This is a genomic window from Spirillospora sp. CA-294931 (assembly GCF_050946795.1).
Lineage (GTDB): Bacteria > Actinomycetota > Actinomycetes > Streptosporangiales > Streptosporangiaceae > Spirillospora.
Window position 1 is genome coordinate 7,430,669 of record NZ_CP192006.1, and the last position, 15,947, is coordinate 7,446,615.

16 protein-coding genes are annotated in these 15,947 nt (G+C 71.1%); 9 read left to right on the forward strand and 7 right to left on the reverse strand.

The features are described 5' to 3' along the window. Positions 1-15 precede the first annotated feature (15 nt). Both ACQPY4_RS33570 and ACQPY4_RS33575 read right to left on the reverse strand, forming a co-directional pair. Positions 16-1,437, reverse strand: a complete 1,422-nt coding sequence (locus tag ACQPY4_RS33570) for a PH domain-containing protein (RefSeq protein ID WP_433327865.1) — start codon at positions 1,435-1,437, stop codon at positions 16-18. Positions 1,438-1,478: 41 nt separating this feature from the next. Beyond that, positions 1,479-1,796, reverse strand: coding sequence for a hypothetical protein (locus tag ACQPY4_RS33575; RefSeq protein WP_433327867.1), 318 nt, complete (start codon positions 1,794-1,796; stop codon positions 1,479-1,481). A gap of 94 nt (positions 1,797-1,890) precedes the next feature. Between ACQPY4_RS33575 and ACQPY4_RS33580 the strand changes: the two genes are divergently transcribed. The 4 genes from ACQPY4_RS33580 (at position 1,891) to ACQPY4_RS33595 (ending at position 5,814) form a co-directional block, all read left to right on the forward strand. Next, the gene (locus ACQPY4_RS33580) at positions 1,891-2,688 is read left to right on the forward strand and encodes a class I SAM-dependent methyltransferase (protein ID WP_433327869.1); all 798 of its coding nucleotides are present in this window, start codon (positions 1,891-1,893) and stop codon (positions 2,686-2,688) included. 9 nt (positions 2,689-2,697) lie between these two features. Next, positions 2,698-3,345 carry a hypothetical protein gene (locus ACQPY4_RS33585; protein ID WP_433327871.1) on the forward strand — a complete coding sequence of 216 codons (648 nt, stop codon included), beginning with the start codon at positions 2,698-2,700 and terminating at the stop codon, positions 3,343-3,345. A 563-nt stretch (positions 3,346-3,908) separates the two neighbouring features. Next, on the forward strand, positions 3,909-4,616 hold the full coding sequence (locus ACQPY4_RS33590; protein WP_433327873.1) for a hypothetical protein: 708 nt from the start codon (positions 3,909-3,911) through the stop codon (positions 4,614-4,616). A gap of 166 nt (positions 4,617-4,782) precedes the next feature. Next, complete coding sequence (locus tag ACQPY4_RS33595) at positions 4,783-5,814, forward strand: trypsin-like serine peptidase (protein ID WP_433327875.1); 1,032 nt, start codon at positions 4,783-4,785, stop codon at positions 5,812-5,814. A gap of 49 nt (positions 5,815-5,863) precedes the next feature. On the opposite strand, the gene ACQPY4_RS33600 is transcribed toward ACQPY4_RS33595, so the two are convergent. Beyond that, positions 5,864-6,079 carry a hypothetical protein gene (locus ACQPY4_RS33600; protein WP_433327877.1) on the reverse strand — a complete coding sequence of 72 codons (216 nt, stop codon included), beginning with the start codon at positions 6,077-6,079 and terminating at the stop codon, positions 5,864-5,866. A gap of 259 nt (positions 6,080-6,338) precedes the next feature. Between ACQPY4_RS33600 and ACQPY4_RS33605 the strand changes: the two genes are divergently transcribed. Continuing rightward, positions 6,339-7,700: an alpha/beta hydrolase gene (locus ACQPY4_RS33605; RefSeq protein ID WP_433327879.1), complete on the forward strand. Its 1,362-nt coding sequence runs from the start codon at positions 6,339-6,341 to the stop codon at positions 7,698-7,700. Between the two features lie 425 nt (positions 7,701-8,125). Here ACQPY4_RS33605 and ACQPY4_RS33610 read toward each other — a convergent pair whose 3' ends face one another. Continuing rightward, a complete protein-coding gene (locus ACQPY4_RS33610; RefSeq protein WP_433327881.1) occupies positions 8,126-10,417 on the reverse strand; it encodes a glycohydrolase toxin TNT-related protein in 2,292 nt (763 codons plus the stop codon). A 93-nt stretch (positions 10,418-10,510) separates the two neighbouring features. Between ACQPY4_RS33610 and ACQPY4_RS33615 the strand changes: the two genes are divergently transcribed. From ACQPY4_RS33615 to ACQPY4_RS33625, 3 genes are read left to right on the forward strand one after another with little or no spacing between them, the layout of a single operon-like run. Further along, complete coding sequence (locus tag ACQPY4_RS33615) at positions 10,511-11,044, forward strand: NADAR family protein (RefSeq protein ID WP_433327883.1); 534 nt, start codon at positions 10,511-10,513, stop codon at positions 11,042-11,044. Between the two features lie 10 nt (positions 11,045-11,054). Beyond that, a complete protein-coding gene (locus ACQPY4_RS33620; protein ID WP_433327885.1) occupies positions 11,055-12,194 on the forward strand; it encodes an alpha/beta hydrolase family protein in 1,140 nt (379 codons plus the stop codon). A gap of 10 nt (positions 12,195-12,204) precedes the next feature. Beyond that, positions 12,205-12,741 carry a GNAT family N-acetyltransferase gene (locus ACQPY4_RS33625; protein ID WP_433327887.1) on the forward strand — a complete coding sequence of 179 codons (537 nt, stop codon included), beginning with the start codon at positions 12,205-12,207 and terminating at the stop codon, positions 12,739-12,741. Positions 12,742-12,875: 134 nt separating this feature from the next. On the opposite strand, the gene ACQPY4_RS33630 is transcribed toward ACQPY4_RS33625, so the two are convergent. After that, positions 12,876-13,829 (reverse strand): zinc-binding dehydrogenase, encoded by a 954-nt coding sequence (locus ACQPY4_RS33630; protein ID WP_433327889.1) that lies wholly within the window; start codon positions 13,827-13,829, stop codon positions 12,876-12,878. A 131-nt stretch (positions 13,830-13,960) separates the two neighbouring features. On the opposite strand from ACQPY4_RS33630, the gene ACQPY4_RS33635 reads away from it, so the two are divergent. After that, complete coding sequence (locus ACQPY4_RS33635; RefSeq protein ID WP_433327891.1) at positions 13,961-14,290, forward strand: YnfA family protein; 330 nt, start codon at positions 13,961-13,963, stop codon at positions 14,288-14,290. Here ACQPY4_RS33635 and ACQPY4_RS33640 read toward each other — a convergent pair. Both ACQPY4_RS33640 and ACQPY4_RS33645 read right to left on the reverse strand, forming a co-directional pair. After that, complete coding sequence (locus tag ACQPY4_RS33640) at positions 14,283-15,062, reverse strand: ABC transporter permease (protein ID WP_433327893.1); 780 nt, start codon at positions 15,060-15,062, stop codon at positions 14,283-14,285. The genes ACQPY4_RS33635 and ACQPY4_RS33640 overlap by 8 nt on opposite strands. Then, positions 15,059-15,940, reverse strand: a complete 882-nt coding sequence (locus ACQPY4_RS33645; RefSeq protein ID WP_433327895.1) for an ATP-binding cassette domain-containing protein — start codon at positions 15,938-15,940, stop codon at positions 15,059-15,061. The genes ACQPY4_RS33640 and ACQPY4_RS33645 overlap by 4 nt, the downstream gene beginning before the upstream one ends. Positions 15,941-15,947 lie beyond the last annotated feature (7 nt).

Below are 15,947 nucleotides of genomic sequence, written 5' to 3' on the forward strand. Positions count from 1 at the left end.
GCCCAGGCCCCCCGTTCAGACGAACCGCACGCGGGCCAGGGCTCGGCGGGCGAGGGTCTCGGCTTCTGGTCGGGCCTGGCCGACCGGGCGGCGGCCCGAGTACTCGACCTCCAGCAGGACGTTCTGGCGGCGGACGGTCAGCGCTATGTCGCTTCCCCCGGTGGCCTCGCCATCGCGCAGGTGCGCCTGGTCACCGAGACCCCGGACGGGTGCGCCGCCGAGGCTGCGCGCGGAGTTCATCCGCGTGACGGCGCGTGCGGTGCCGGAATCGCCGCCGTCCCTGGGGAAAAGGGTGTAGCGCAGGGTCAGGCCCAGGGCCGTCCCTTGCTCTCGCCATTCGCAGACCGACGTGCGCACGTACCCCAGATCGCGGCGCGCGCGCCCGGCGAGTTTTGGACGGGCCACGAGGCGTCCTGCCACGTCCTGCCCGACCGGACACGCGTCCGGTATCGCAGTGGCCTCGGTATTGCCCGGCCACCACGGCTCCAACTGCGGCTTCTCGCTCCAGAGCAGTGCCAGCACGACCCCCGCCAGCAGCAGGGGATAGCTCAGCCGCAGCAGGCCGGAGCGCCGCTTGACCTCGACCGTCTGCCGCGACCGCGCGGCCAGTTCCTCCACGCCCGCGTCGAAGCCGGGGTCGCGCGCGAACAGCGACTCCCTGGGCGCCGCCAACGCGATGCGTATCGGCGGCGAGACCAGGACGACCCTGCGCCCGAACGGCGTGGGGACGACCTCAAGCCGCTGTACCGCCGTCCAGGGGATCTGCTTGACGAGGACGGCCAGCCGGTTGCGGACGCCACCGTTGCCCGCTTCCGTCCGCCCGAAAAGCACGATCAGCAGCGACCGGGTGAAGATCCCGGCCAGCACCAGGCCGAGGAGCGTGGCCGAGACGCTGCCGAAGCCGTCGTGGAACCGCCGGATCGTCAGCAGCGCCAGCGCCACCACCAGGGCCGGGACGACCCAGCACAGCGCCCTCAGCCGCAGCCGCGCCAGGTAGCGGGGCGGCGGCTCGTCCGGGACGGGAAGCCCGGCCATCGCCCGCATCTCGGGCACGACGGCCGGAGGGACATGCGTGACGACCAGCGGGCCCTTGGTCCGGCGCGTGATCTGGACCGCTCCCGCGTTGCCGCCGAGCACCGAGAGGCCCTCGACCTCGTCCCACGGGACGAAGGTCTCGCGCACCAGCCCGCGCCGCGCGATGCCCCGCTCGTCCACCGTCAGCCGGTACCGCACCGCGTTGACCAGCGAAACCACCGCCAGCCCCAGCAGGACGAGGAAGATCGCGCCCCAGGCGGGCCCGCCGCGGAAGTAGAACCAGACCGCGACCACGCCCATGGCCACCAGACCGACGCCCAGCGCGATGGTTCCCCGGGACTGGGTCCGGACCAGCGGGAGGGCGGGTGCTGTTTCCGCGGTTGCAGTCTCCGTCGAGGGCACCCGAGGAGCGTAGTAGGACCAATAGGTACGTAGTGGGACGATCAGCAGAACAGGGCGAGCACCAGTTCGCGGCGCCATTCCCCGGTCGGCTCTCCGTCCGGCGGGACGGGCAGCAGGAGATCACCCTCCCGTATGAGGCGGACACGCACCCCAGTTCCCAAAATCACATGGTCCGGAATCTCGGCGCCTCCGGCCACCAGGCTCTGCGCCAACGCCGCCAGCACCCGCGCCCAGCCCTGCCCCAGATAGGGCGGCAGCCCCCGGGCGCAAAGCTCCGGCAAGCCCTGCTCCACCAGGCCTTGCGTGCGCAGTTCGAGCCCGTCCAGGTGCTCGGCGCCAACGATCCGGACCTCCGCCATGCGTCCGACCGTACCTCCGCTCGAAGGCCGTCCCGGGAAGTCAGAGATCGTCAACGACGCGGCACGCTGGTGACTTTACGGATAAATTACGACGGTGAACTGGGCCGTGACGACGTACGACTCACCCTTCGGGTACGTCTCCGCGAAAGGCGCGCCCCTGGTCGACCTGCTCGACCCCCAGCCCGGGGAACGCATCATCGACCTCGGGTGCGGGACGGGCGCGTTCTCCGCCGAGATCGCCGAGCGCGGTGCCGAGGTGCTGGGCATCGACGGCTCGGCCGAGATGATCGCCCAGGCGGCCGCGCTCAACCCCGGCCTGTCCTTCGCCATCGGCGACGCCCACGACTTCACCACCAGCGAGACGTTCGACGCGGTGGCCTCCAACGGCGCCCTGCACTGGATGACCGCCGACCCGGACGCGGTCATCGCCCAGGTCCACGCGGCCCTGCGCCCCGGGGGCCGCTTCGTCGGCGAACTCGGCGGCGCGGGCAACTGCGCCGAGCTCATCGTCGCGATGCAGACCGCCTGGCGGGTCTTCGGACTCGGCGAGCCCGAGCTGCCCTGGTACTTCCCGACCCCCGCCGAGTACGCCACGCGGTTGGAAGAGGGCGGCTTCACCGTCCGGCTCCTGGAGCACGCCGAGCGCCCGACGCTCATGACCGAAGGGCCCAACGGCGCCGCCGACTGGGTCCGCGTCTACATGGCCCACGCGCTGGCGGACGTCCCGCCCGAGCTCGTCGAGCCCCTGCTCGGACGCATCGTCGACCTGGCCGCCCCGGCCCTGCGCCGCGAGTCGGGCTGGGTCGCCGACTACGTCCGCCTCCGCTTCGCCGCCGTCCGCAAACCGGACGGCGCGGCGCCGATGCCCGTGGGCCCCTTCGCCGATCCGTAGGGTGGGATCATGCTGCGGCTCCACGACCCGACCACCGGCCGGCCCGAGCCGATCCCCCCGGGCCCCGTCCACATCCACGTGGCGGCGGGCGCCGAACGATCCTTCATCACCGCCGACCTGCTCCAGCGTGTGGCCGGACGGGCGGGTCACCGTCCCGTGCGGGTCACCCGCGCCCCCGGCATCGAACCGGTCGAGGCCAGGTTCGACGACTACAACATCGCGGTGCCCGAGGTCGTGACGTCCGTCCCCGGGGGCGCGATCCAGATCGACCTGCCCGAGGCGGACGAGAATTGGATCACGCTCGTGGGCAACGCGGGCTGCGACTTCCTGTGCGTCCGGCTGGCGACCCTGCGGACCCGGCACACCGCGCCGCCCGATCTGGGCGACGACCTGCTCTGGCGGTCGCAACTGGACCTGGAGCGCTGGCGGCGGCTGGTGGCCGGTTGGGCCACCGCCCCGGGACGGCCGATCAACCGCGTCTACAGCGCCGAGGCCGAGGCGGCGCTGTTCGACGACCTCGACTCCCCCACGGCGCTGGCCGTGCTCGAACGTCTGGCTGACGACCCGGACGTCGCCCCGGGAGCCAAACTGGAGACGATCATCCATCTCGACCTGCTGCTGGGCCTGAACCTGGTGGCCGACATCGGCCGGAGCTGACTTTCCCGGACGATTCCCCGATGCACTCCGGAGATCCGCGCACCCTCGCTAACGTGCGGCGACGTGAAATACGCACTGCTGGCGACCGCCCTCGCGGCCGGATGCGCCGCCGCCCCGTCCGAGGCCGGAGCCTTCTCCCCCAGCGGCGCCCAGACGACGGCGCCCGTTCCCAAGGCGGCGGCACCGGCGTCACCGCTGAGCGGGTACCGCCACTTTCACGAGGTGCACGAGTACACGCTGGAGTCGAACGACCCCAGCCGCATCACGTCGGTCGCCACCGGCCCCACGGCCGCGCGGCTCGCGGCGGCGGTGCGGGACAACAGGCGCCGCGGAATCGTCCAGCGCGGTCATGCCGTTCCTCATCCGAAGGTTCTGTCGGCCGATCTGACAAACGCGTACATAGTGGACTGCATTACGACCTCGGGACCCTGGACCTATAACACAAGAACCGGCAAACGGCTCGGTTATCCACCAAAACCCCGGCGGTCTCTCGTCTACGCCACCTTGAGTTACTCCCAAGGCGTGTGGAAGGTGTCACAGATCAGCTCTCCGAGGAACCCGAAATGCTGATCCGCGCCTGTACCGCCGCAGCGTTTCTCACGCCTCTGCTGGCGACACCGTCGTGGGCGGACGCGGGCTGCGGCCGTCCCGGCCAAGGCTGGCTGTGCACCATCACGGCCACCGCCACCCCGCCCCGGGGGACCACCGTCGGGGGCTCGGAAAGCTCGGCCCCCACGGGGATACGGGTCGAGCCCATGTGCGCGCCCACCGGGGGCGCCGACCACTGCATCACGCTCCCGGCCACGCCACGCGTCAGCACCGCCTCGGCCGTCGAGATGGCCGGTGACGCCATCGCACTCCCCCCTCCTCACCCCCGAACCAGCCCGTCCCCGCGCACGTGGGTGGGCGTTCGCACCTTCCTATGGATCGACCGCGGCTCGTGGCGGCCACATCAGGCCGCGATTTCGGTGGACGGCCAGCGCATCGCCATTCGGGGGCGGCCCGCCAAGGTCGTCTGGGATCTGGGCGAGACGACGATCACTTGCGCGGGCCCGGGCGTCCCCTACAAACGCGGACTGCGCGATTCCCCGTGCACCCACACCTACCAGCGGTCCAAGTCGGACGCCTTCACCATCACGGCGACGATCTACTACTCGGTCACATGGACGTGCACGGGAAAGTGCGACACCCCGGGTGGCTCCTTCAATCCGCTGCCCGCCACCGGAAGCGCGCGCCTGTCCGTTGGCGAGATCCAAACGGCGGCCCACTGAAATTCACTTCCAGGACATCTGCCACTATGTACCCATCTTGACGTCGCCGCCTCCGGGCGGTTGGCTGTTCCATTCTGAGACAGCTTGCTCACCACCCCCTGGAAAGGCACAAAGGGTGCGTTTTTCTACCCCTCGACTTCTGATCGCCGGCGGTGCCGTCGGCGCCGTGGCGCTCGCCTCCGGCATCGCCCTCAACGTCGCGACCGACGAGCCGGCCAAGTCCGTGGCCGCCGTCGGCGCCAAGGCCCCGGCCGACCCGGCCGCGCAGCTTGAGTACGCCAACGTCCCCGACACCGCCGAGGCGACGAAGAAGTACTGGACCAAGGCGCGGCTCCGCGCGGCCAAGCCGCTCGACACCCCGGCCGTGAACGCCGCCCCGGCCGCGCCGCAGGCCTCCGCCCTCGGCACCGGCCCCACCCTTGAAGGCGAGGGCACCCTCCCCGAGGGCGCCGCGGCCACCCGCAGCGGCGGCACCGCGTCCACGCAGGCCGTCCGCGTGGCCCGCCAGTGGACCCGCCACAACGCCGCGCCCGCGCGCACCATCGGGAAGCTCTACGGCGTCAACAACCGCGGCCAGCAGTACACCTGCAGCGCCTCGGTCATCAACGCCAAGAACAAGCGCACCATCTGGACGGCCGGGCACTGCGTCCACTCGGGCCGGGGCGGCACCGCCGGCTTCGCACGCAAGCTGGTGTTCTACCCGGACTTCATCGACGGCCGTTCCAAGGGCGTCTGGACCGCCGACCGCATCGTCGCCCTCAAGGGCTGGACGACCAAGGGCGACCTCCGCTACGACATCGCGGCCTTCACCGTCCGCACCTACAAGGGCAAGGGCGTCCAGGCCTACACCGGCGCCCAGGGCTTCACCTTCGGCTACAAGGGCCGTGCCTACAACGTCTACAGCTTCGGCTACCCGGCCCGCGCCCTGCCGTCCAAGCGCCCCATGAACAGCAACCGCCTCTGGTACTGCTCCGGCAAGTCCTACGGGGTCAACTACGGCGGCGGCGCCGTCGGCCTCGGCATGCACTGCACCATGGGCAACGGCGCCAGCGGCGGCCCCTGGATCTACGGGATGAGCCGCAAGGGCTACGGCCGCATCATCGGCATCAACAGCACCCACAGCCTGCGCACCGACCAGATGAACTCCCCGCACCACGGCACGGTGGCCATCAACGTCTACAAGGCCATCGCCGGCTGACCTTCAGCCTCCCGAACGCCCCCGGCCCGTTGCCGGGGGCGTTCGCGCGTCAGGGGCCGGTGGGCATCTCCGCGGGCTTGGCGTCGCGCATGCGCTCCTTGGTCCAGTACTTCTCGACGTCCTCGGGCTTCTGCGTGACCGTGGTGCTCACGACGTCGGCCGGGGAGCCGCGATCCTCGTCGGCGCCGGCCGCGTTGAACGCCAGGACGCCCGCGACGGCGAGGGTCGCGACGGCGGTCAGGGCGAGGGTGAGGCGGCGGGTCATGGGTGCCTTCCTGGTCCGGAAAAATCATCCCTGGGGATGACCCGATTGTTATCCAATGTCACGAAGATCTCTCCTATCCCAAGTGCACCTTAAGGACAGGGAGTCTGTCTACGTGACTTCACCAGGCCGCAAGGCCGGAGTCCTGTGCGTCGGCATCGCTTTGGCGAGCGCCACGCTGGGCTCAAGCCCCGTTCAGGCCGCGGAACGGTCTACCCCCGTAAACAAAATCGCGTGGCGTGCGTGTCCGGACGACCGGACGGTGCAATGCGGCACGCTGACCGTGCCGATCGACTGGGCGAAACCCGGACGCGGCACCGTGAAGATCGCGGTCGCCCGCGCCAAGGCCACCGGAAAGCGACTCGGCACGCTGCTGGTCAACCCCGGCGGCCCCGGCGGATCGGGCGTCGAGTTCGCGCTCGACCGGGCCGGTCTCTCCAAGCAGGTCAGGCAGCGCTACGACATCGTGGGATTCGATCCACGCGGTGTGGGCGGCAGCCACGCCGTCCTGTGCGGCTCGGTCGGCGTCCCGCCCCGGACCTACCCCCGGCACCAGGCCGACTTCGCCAAACTCGCCGCCTACCAGGGCAAGCTCTACCGGGCATGCCGCAAGAAGACCGGGCTGCTGTACGACTTCCTCGGGGCCGGAAGCGTCGCCCGCGACATGGACGCCATCCGCGCCGCGCTGGGCGAGCACAAAGTCTCCTTCTACGGAGTCTCATACGGGACGTGGCTCGGCCAGCGCTACGCCGAACTGTTCCCCGGACGCGTCCGGTCGATGACGCTGGACAGCACCATGGACCACAGCGTCGCGGGCGCCCTGCGCTTCTCGCAGGACGAAGCCCGCGCGCTTGAGGTCGCCTACTCGCAGTTCGCCAAGTGGTGCCCGACGTCCAAGCACTGCGCGCTGCGCGGCCGAAACCCGGTGAAGGTCCTGGACAACCTGATGCTGCGGGCCGAGAAGGGCACGCTGCACGAGATCGGGTCGCCCAAGACCCGCCTCGCCCCACCCGACCTGGCCAGCATGGTGCACGGGTCGTCCTACGACCCGATCGCCTGGGCCCAGCTCGGCCAGGAGTTCCTGGCGCTGACCCGGCAGAAGCCACGCCCGGTGAAGACCAGGGCCGCCGTCGCCGACGCGGACGGCGAGTTCGCCGGGATCCTGTGCGCGGACTGGTCCTTCCCCGTCCGCGACTACAAGGAACTGGCAGCCGTGCGTGTCGGCACCCGCCGCGCGGCCCCCCACGTCCGGCTGAGCCCGCTGGGATGGTCGGCCATCACGTCCTGCATCGGCCGCCCCAACCCCGCCCGCGACCCGCAACGCCCCTACCGCATCAAGGGAACGCCCCCGATCCTGATCGCCAACGCGGTCGGCGACCCGGCCACCGCCTACCCCTGGGCCGTGGGCACCAACCGCCAGATCCCCGGGTCGGCCCTGCTGACCTACCAGGGAACGGGCCACGGCGTGTACGGCCTGAGCCCCTGCTCACGCAAGGTCGTCGACACCTACCTGCTGAACGGAACCACACCCGTCGCAGGCGCGTCCTGCCCCGCGGTGCCGCCGGACTTCAGCCAGCAACGCACCCGCCGCCCTCCAGTAAAGCCAAACCGCTTCGCCTACTGAGGCAACGGTCGGGGCACCCGCCCCCAGCCCAGCCAACTGCCCCCACCCAACCGGGGAAACCGGCCCCCAGGCCCGTTTCCCCGGTTGGCCCCACCCCCACCCGCACCACACCCACATACGGTCGAGACACGTCCGCGGTCGAGACACGTCCCCGCACGCTGGCCAAGGCCACCCACGCACGCCGCGAGCCACGCCCAAGGCGGCGCGGCCGAGCCCCATCCACGCGCCGTTGAGGCGTCCCGACCGTGGCAACGTCGAGACGCTCCGCCCACACCGTCGCGCCTCCCCGGGCGGTCGAGGCAGGTCCGCGCGTGAGGTCGTGACGCATCCACGCATGCCGTCGAAACTCAACCAGGTGCGGGCTGAGGCAATTCGCTCGGCGGGCGTCAACGGTCCAGGCGCGTCCACTCGCGAGTTGAGCGGGTTCAGAGCTCGACGAGGGTGCCGTTGTCGAGCAACTCGGTGATGGGGCGTGGGAGGACGAATCCCGTCCCGCCGCCGGGTTGTTCGAACCAGGGGACGGCGGTGCCGGTCAGCGCCTTGACCAGGCGCTCCACCCGGTAGGTGTGCAGCGGGCGGTTCTCCCAGTCGGGTGGCAGCGAGCGCTGGACGAACGGCGTCCCGCCCGCGTAGACGACGTTGCCGCCGGGGTCGCCGTAGCGGTCGACGACCGTCCCGGTGGGGAGCTCGATGGTCGTGCGGTCGCGGAACAGGCTGAGCGGGGGTTCGCCCGCGAGCGGCTCGATGGTCTCGGGGAGCCGCTCGGACAGCGGGCGGCGGCTCTTGGGGTTCAGCACCAGCGTCCCCAGGAGCTGCGCGATCGCGGGCTCGGGGTCGTCGAAGACGATCTCCCGCTCGCGCCGCCCGTCGCGGGACGCGCGGAACACCGTCCAGCGCTCGCCCTGCTCTCGCAGCAGGCACCAGGCGCCCTCGGCCACCTCGTCGACGCGGTACCAGGACGGGTGGATCTCCAGTTCCTCCAGCTTGACCTTCAGCCGGGCGATCGGGCCGCGCCGGTTGAGCGCCGGCCTGGGCGGCTCGGTGCGCTCGGGGACGGGACGTCCGGTGATGGCGGCGTTGGCCGCGTCGAGGGCGGCGTCGTCCACCTCGGGGACGCCGAACCCCCTCGCCCTTATGTGCGCGACCAGATCGGGCTCCGGCGGGACACCGTGCTCCGCCAGGTAATAGGCGACGGCGCCCGACCACGTCCAGACGCCGTCGGTGTGGAACGTGAGCGGCACCTGGCTGCCTCGGGAGGGGTCGAGCTGGTCGGGAGCGTTGGAGCGCGCCGCCATGACCACGGGAGCGCCGCGCAGATACGCCAAAACGCGCTCAGCCTCCTCAACCGGAACCGGCGGCCTCGACACCGAGGGGCGCTCCCCGTCCGGCCCGATGTGATCGAACACCCGCGCCCGGCGAACCCGCTGACCTGGCGCCCCCTCGTCACTCGCCGCCGCATCCGTCCCGGCACGCCCGTGTCCGGACGGCACAGCGCCGGACGCAGACGCCGCCGCATCGCGCCCAGGGGAGGCGTGACCGGGAGGCATGGGGCCGGACGGAGACGCCGGATCCGTCCCGGCGGGCGCGTGTTGGGAAGGCTGGGGTGGCGCGTCGGTTCGGGAGGGCGTGGCGCCGGGCGGAGACGCCCCCGCAGTGCTCCCGGGAGACGCGTCACCGAGAGGCCCGGCGCCCGGCGCAGGCTCCGACGCTCGGGCATGGACGTGGCCGGGAGGTGCGGGGGCGGGCGGGGGTGCAGTGTCGGGGGGCGACTGCGAAGCGGCTGGGGGGCTCGTGGGCGGGTTTTTGGGGGGTGTGGCCCCGGGGTGGCTTGGTGGGGTGAGGAGGTCGGTCATCCAGGTGGGGGGTGTGGGGCGGGGGAAGCGTTCTAGTTCGCGTTGGATGTCGGTGGGGGTGGGGCGGGTGTTCCACTTGGGTTCGTCGTCCCAGGTGTAGGCGGCCTGGCAGCGGACGCGGCCGTCCTCGTAGAGGAGGGTGAGGTCGGCGCGGGTCCAGGTGCTGCCTTGGAAGCCGTGCATGCCCGCTTTGAGGCGGTCGAAGAGGGTGGCGGAGGCGGCGGGGGGCGTCCAGGGGGTGAGGGTGCCGTCGGCGCGGAAGACCATGAACGCCGGGCCCTCGACGTGGTCGCCGACGGCCTGGTAGTAGCCGAAGATCTTCTGCCAGAGCGGGGGCGCGGCACCGGCCAGCAGGATGGTGAGACGGTCGCTGATCAGCTCCATCTGCTCGACCGGATTGAGCGGGACGGCGTCGAGCGCGGGGCCGTAGCGCGGCTCGCGGCCTTCGAGGCGGTCGCGCAGCCAGGGTGGCACGTGGACGCCGTCGCGGGGCAGGACGATCTGGTCGCGCCGCCAGCAGTCGAGCGGGATGGGCGGGTCCCATTCGGGGTCGAACTCGTAGTTGTAGAGCCGCTGGGTGCCGCCGTCCGGGGCCAGGAGGAACAGCACCGAGAACCAGGTGCCCTGCTCGGGGAGGTAGTGCGCGCGGCGCAGCTCCATCAGCAGGTCGGTCAGCTCGGGCGGGACGGTCTCGGCCGTGACGGTCTTGCCGTCGGCCGTGAGCACCACCAGGGCGACGTCGTTGACGGCGACGGTGGCGGTGCAGTGCAGGTCGATGCGCTTCCAGCCCGTGGGCGCCATGGCGCGGACGAGGTCGGCGACCCTGCCCTCGATGTCGGCGATTCGCTCGTTCTGCCCGGTCAACGTCCCACCCCTTCCGTGTGCCGAGCAGGGTATCCGGCGGGACGGACGAAAATTCCGCTTGCCCGCCGGGCAGGGGTTCGCCAGGCTCGGCGCATGGCGATGAGCATCGACGAACTGATCAGGCTCGAGGAGAGCGGCGAACTCCCGGAGTTCGTGCTGTTCTGGGGCGGGCGCCAACGTAAGGGCGCCCTCAGCCAGTGGTATCCGTCGCCATTCACGGTTGACGGCGTCCTCTACGCGACGGCCGAGCACTACATGATGGCGGAGAAGGCGCGGCTGTTCGGCGACGAAGAGTCCGTGGAGAAAATTCTCAAGGATCGCGATCCGGCCCAGGCCAAGAGGCTGGGACGCCGGGTCCGGGGGTTCGACGAGGCGACGTGGGTCGAGAACCGGTACGCGATCGTGGTCCGCGGGAGCGAGGCCAAGTTCGCCGCGCATGCCGACCTGCGCGGATATCTGCTGTCGACCGAGGGGAAGGTTCTGGTCGAGGCGAGCCCGCTCGACACCGTGTGGGGCATCGGGTTCGACGAGAACCAGCCCGAGGCGGGACGGCCCTCGCGGTGGCGCGGGCTCAACCTCCTCGGCTTCGCGCTGATGGACGCCCGGGAGGCGCTCCGCGCTGGGTAGCATCGCGCTCGTGATCAACCAACCGAGCGTGGTCGCGGTTCCGCGACGCCGTCGGCGCAGGGGCTTCATCGCGCTGATTCTCATCGTCGCCTTGGTCTGCGTCCTGAGTGCCGGGGCGACGGTGGGCATCGGCTGGTATTTCTCCGGCGTCACCATCGGGGTGGATCACGATTCGGAGTACCCGTATGAGGTCCGTGCGTCCGGGCCTGGGACGGTAACGCTCCCCCTGGACAAGACCACCGGGCGGCCCGGCCGCTGGGGGCTCGCCTGGAAGGGCGGGCGGACCGTCCTGGGGCGCATCACCAAGTCCGACTCCAGGACGGTGACGTATGCCGTCCTGGCCTCGCCCGTGCCCGCCAAGGGTCAGCGCGTCTACCTCGACCATTGGGTCTACGACACCCCCAAGGGGGCGGGCCAGGAAGCCAAGGACGTGACCTATCCGTCCAAGCTCGGCCCTATGCCCGCGTGGTTGTTCCCGGGGAGCAGGCGCACCTGGGTCATCGCCGTGCACGGTCACAGCGCGAGCCGCGCGGAGACGCTGCGTCCGGTGCGGGCGCTGCGCCAGCTGGGCATGCCCGTGCTGTCCATCGCCTACCGCAACGACGTGGGCGCGCCCAAGTCCGCGGACGGGAAGCTCCATCTCGGCGACACCGAGTGGCAGGACGCCTCGTCGGCCATCGACTACGCGCGCGCTAACGGCGCCACCGGGGTCGTCCTGTACGGGTGGTCGATGGGTGGGGCGATCGCCATGAAGACCCTGCGCGAGAAGCCGGGGTTGGTGCGCGCGGTCGTCCTGGACTCGCCCGTCATGGACTGGAACGCCACGCTCGACAAGGCCGGGGCCGACGAGGGCCTGCCCGACCTCATGACCGGCGTGGCCAAGCGCTTCGTCGAGTGGAGGGTCGGGATAGAGCTGGACGACTTCGACCAACGCGAGTACGCCCCGCGCCTAAAGGTTCCGGTTCTGCTCTACACCACCGCGGACGACGCCACTGTCGACAACAAGCCGTCCCTGGAGTTCGCCAGGAAGGCCCCACCGGGTCTGGTCACCGCCGTCGCGACGGCAGGTGACCACACCGACGCGTGGAACGTCGATTCGGGTGCCTATGAGCGGTCACTCCTCACATTTCTGCGCAAGATCCAGGAGTAGGGTCGGCCGGGTGGAGAGCCTGACCACTCCCCGGCTGGTCCTCCCGGCCTGGGAGGAGCGGTTCGCCGCCGACCTGACGCGGATGTCGTCCAACCCGCGGATCATGCGCCATCTCGGCCACGGGATCTGGACCGCGGAGTACGCGGCGCAACGCCACGCGGACGCGCTGGAGCACTGGGCGCGGCACGGCTTCGGCTGGCGCGCGATCCTCGACCGCGCCGACGGGGCCTTCCTCGGCCTGGCCTCCCTGGGCTGGCTGCGCGACCGTGTCGTCGGCGTCGGCGAGCCCGCCCTGGAGATCGGCTGGTGGACCGAGCCGCACACCTGGGGCAAGGGCGTGGCGACCGAGGCCGCGTCCGCCGTCATCGCCGAGGCGTTCGAGCGCGTCAGGGCGCCGCTGGTCGTCGCGCGGTGCGACCCGGGCAACGCCGCGTCCGAGCGGGTCATGGTCAAGCTCGGGATGACCCGGCTTCCGCACGACGCCACGGGAATTTACGGCAAACCCGTCCGCGTCCACGTCCTCCGGAAACCACAGAAGACCCACTAGCTCACCGCCTCCCGGGGCAGTGTCATGCATACAACTGCCTCCAGAAGCCACAAACGCTGACATCGTTCTCAAAATCGTCTCGCCACCAGGGACGATTCCAGCGAGTCATCCGATCGGCAAATACCGCATTCGGGTCAGGATCGACCGACCTCCAGCAGGGTCTTCCCCACGGTCGCCCGGGTCTCCATCGCGCGGTGCGCCTCGTCGGCACGTTCCAGCGGGAAGCGCTGGCCGATCACCGGGCGCAGCCGCCCGGCCGCCGCCTCCGCCAGCGCGCTCTCGGTGTACTCCCGCATCAGCTCCGGCGTCGGCCGCCCCGGCCGGACGATCGTCGCGCCGCGTCCCGCCGCGTCCTCATCAGAGATCCCGGCCCACTCCCCGCTCGACAGCCCGAACGAGACCATCCGGCCGCCCGGACGCAGCAGCCCGAACGCGGCGCGGCCGATCTCGCCGCCGACCCCGTCCAGGACGACGTCCACGCCGTCCACCTCCCGTGCCCAGCCTGGAACGGTGTAGTCGACGGCCTCGTGGGCGCCGAGGCCGCGCGCGACGTCCAGCTTGCGCGCCCCGCCCGCCGCCGCCACGACCGTGGCCCCGGCCGCCGCGGCGAGCTGCACCAGGAGCGTCCCGACGCCCCCGGCCGCGGCCTCCACCAGCACCCGCTCGCCCGGCTTCGGGTCCACCGCCCGCGCCATCATCGTGGCCGTGCGGCCGTCGGCGAGCAGCGCGACGGCCTCGTCCAGCCCGAGCGCCTCGGGCACCTCGAACAGCCCGGCGGCGTCCACCGCCGCCAGCTCGGCATAGCCCCCCGAACCGCCCATGCCGCTGATCACACGCCGTCCCACCAGCCCGGCGTCGACGCCCTCGCCCACGGCCCGCACCACGCCCCCGACCCCGTTACCCGGAATCACGGGAAGTTCCAGCGTGAACGGACCGGGCGCACCCGACCTGGCCTGCGTCTCCACGAAGGTGATGTTGGCGAACGCCACCTCGACCAGCGCCTGCCCCGGGCCCGCGACCGGATCGGGGGCGTCCCCCACACTCAGCACCTCGGGACCACCGAACTCCTTGAGCCACACCGCGCGCATCACACACTCCTCATCGCCGATCAGTGACCCCAGCCTGCAACCTTGAGCTTGGTTCAGGTCAAATGCCGCTTGCATCCAGTACCCGGGTACGGGTCTACCGTCATTGAGATGAGCCTTCCCGGGTGCCGCCCATGACGGTCGTCAGGTCGCTGCTGCTGTTCGTCCTGGCCGCCCTCGCCGAGATCGGCGGAGCCTGGCTGGTCTGGCAGGGCGTCCGCGAGCACCGCGGCGCCGCCTGGGTCGGCGCCGGAGTGATCGCGCTCGGCCTCTACGGCTTCGTCGCCACCCTGCAACCCGACGCCCACTTCGGACGCATCCTGGCCGCATACGGGGGCGTGTTCGTCGCGGGGTCTCTCGCCTGGGGCGTCCTGCTGGACGGCTACCGTCCCGACCGCTACGACCTGGCCGGGGCCGCGATCTGCCTCATCGGGGTGGCCGTCATCATGTACGCGCCTAGGTGATGTCGCGCCGGACCGTCGTCACCATGGCCACGGCCGCGAACGCCATGCCGTAGCCCAGCAGCAGCAGGACGCCGCCCCAGGCGGGCAACGTCGCCAGGTCACCGCCGCCCCCGAACCCACCGGTCGTCCTGGTGATGGCCCGCACGGCGCCAGCCGGAAGCCACTGCCCCGCCTCCGGCAGCGCGAACGTGATGATCGCCTCGACCAGCTGCACCCACCCGACCGCCACGATGATCGCCGCGATCTGGTTGCGGATCAGCGCGCCCAGCCCCAGCCCGACCAGCGAATACAGAGCCATCGCCAGGACCGTCCCGCCGAGGATCACCGGGACGTCGTTGTCGAGCAGCGACGTCGAGCCGCCCTTGATCGCCAGAGCGGGCAGCGCGACCGCCACCGTGAACGCCACCGTCGCGACCCCGAACGCCGCGCCGAACAGGAAGTACGAGATCAGCTTGGCCGCCAGCAGCCGTCCCCGCCTCGGCGTCGTCAGGAACGCCTGCGTGATCGTCTGGTGCCGGTACTCCCCGGTGATACCGATGATCCCGAGGATCATCATGAACAGCACCCCGCCGCTGGCCGAGGCGTAGAAACCCCGCACCGTATCGGGATCGGTGACCGGCGGGATGCCCTCCTCACCGTTCATCTCCGCGCCCGCGAGCGCGATGTAGAACACCAGCCCGAGCAGCGTGAACCCCAGGCTCAGCGCCAGCATCCCGATCCACATCCGGGTCGAGCGGATCTTCAGCAGCTCCGCCCTGATCAGCAGGATCACTTCATCTCCTCCAGCGTGAGCTCCAGAAAGATCTTCTCCAGACCCGACCGCTCCTGCGCCAGCTCACTCAGAACCGCCCCCACCCGCAAGGCCGCCCGCCCGATCTCGGCCGCCTCCACCCCGTTCACCACGAGCCGGTCGTCCTCCCGCCGCACGGACGCCCCCGCGCCCTCCAGAGCCCCGGCGAGCTCGTCCGGCTGCTCGGTGCGGACCCGCAGCTCGCGTCCGTCCCCGACCAGCTCGCTCAGCGGCGCGTCCCGAACCAGCCGTCCCCGCGCCACGATGACCACATGGTCGGCCGTCTGCTCGACCTCCGACAGCACATGGCTGGACACCAGGACCGTGCACCCCGACTCGGCGAGATGCCGCAGCAGGGCCCGCAGCCAATGGATACCGGCCGGATCCAAACCGTTGGCAGGCTCGTCCAGGATCAGCACAGGCGGCTCCCCCAGGATCGCCGTCGCCAATGCCAACCTCTGCCGCATCCCCAGCGAGTACCCGCCCACCCGCCGGTCGACGGCGTCCGCCAACCCCGTCAGCTCCAGGACGGCGTCCACCCGCGTCAACGGGAGCCCCGCCGCCAGACAGGCCACCTTCAAATGGTCCTTGGCACTGCGCCCCGGGTGAAAACCAGTCGCCTCGAGCGCCGCGCCCACCACCGTGGCCGGACGCTCCAGGTCCGAGTAGCGCTTCCCCTGGATCAGAGCCCGGCCCCCACTCGGCGCGACCAGCCCCAAGAGCATCCGCAGAGTCGTCGTCTTACCCGCGCCATTCGGGCCCAGAAAACCCGTCACCGAACCGGCCCCGGCCGCGAAGCTCAGCCCGTCCACGGCCCGCACCGAACCGAAACTCTTGTAAAGCCCCTCAACCTCGATCACCCGGGGA

Coding starts and splice junctions, on each gene's coding strand:
- ACQPY4_RS33585 (WP_433327871.1), top strand. CDS start 2,698: ATGCTGCGGCTCCACGACCCGACCACCGGCCGGCCCGAGCCGATCCCC.
- ACQPY4_RS33630 (WP_433327889.1), bottom strand. CDS start 13,829: ATGCGCGCGGTGTGGCTCAAGGAGTTCGGTGGTCCCGAGGTGCTGAGT.
- ACQPY4_RS33590 (WP_433327873.1), top strand. CDS start 3,909: ATGCTGATCCGCGCCTGTACCGCCGCAGCGTTTCTCACGCCTCTGCTG.
- ACQPY4_RS33575 (WP_433327867.1), bottom strand. CDS start 1,796: ATGGCGGAGGTCCGGATCGTTGGCGCCGAGCACCTGGACGGGCTCGAA.
- ACQPY4_RS33615 (WP_433327883.1), top strand. CDS start 10,511: ATGGCGATGAGCATCGACGAACTGATCAGGCTCGAGGAGAGCGGCGAA.
- ACQPY4_RS33600 (WP_433327877.1), bottom strand. CDS start 6,079: ATGACCCGCCGCCTCACCCTCGCCCTGACCGCCGTCGCGACCCTCGCC.
- ACQPY4_RS33635 (WP_433327891.1), top strand. CDS start 13,961: ATGACGGTCGTCAGGTCGCTGCTGCTGTTCGTCCTGGCCGCCCTCGCC.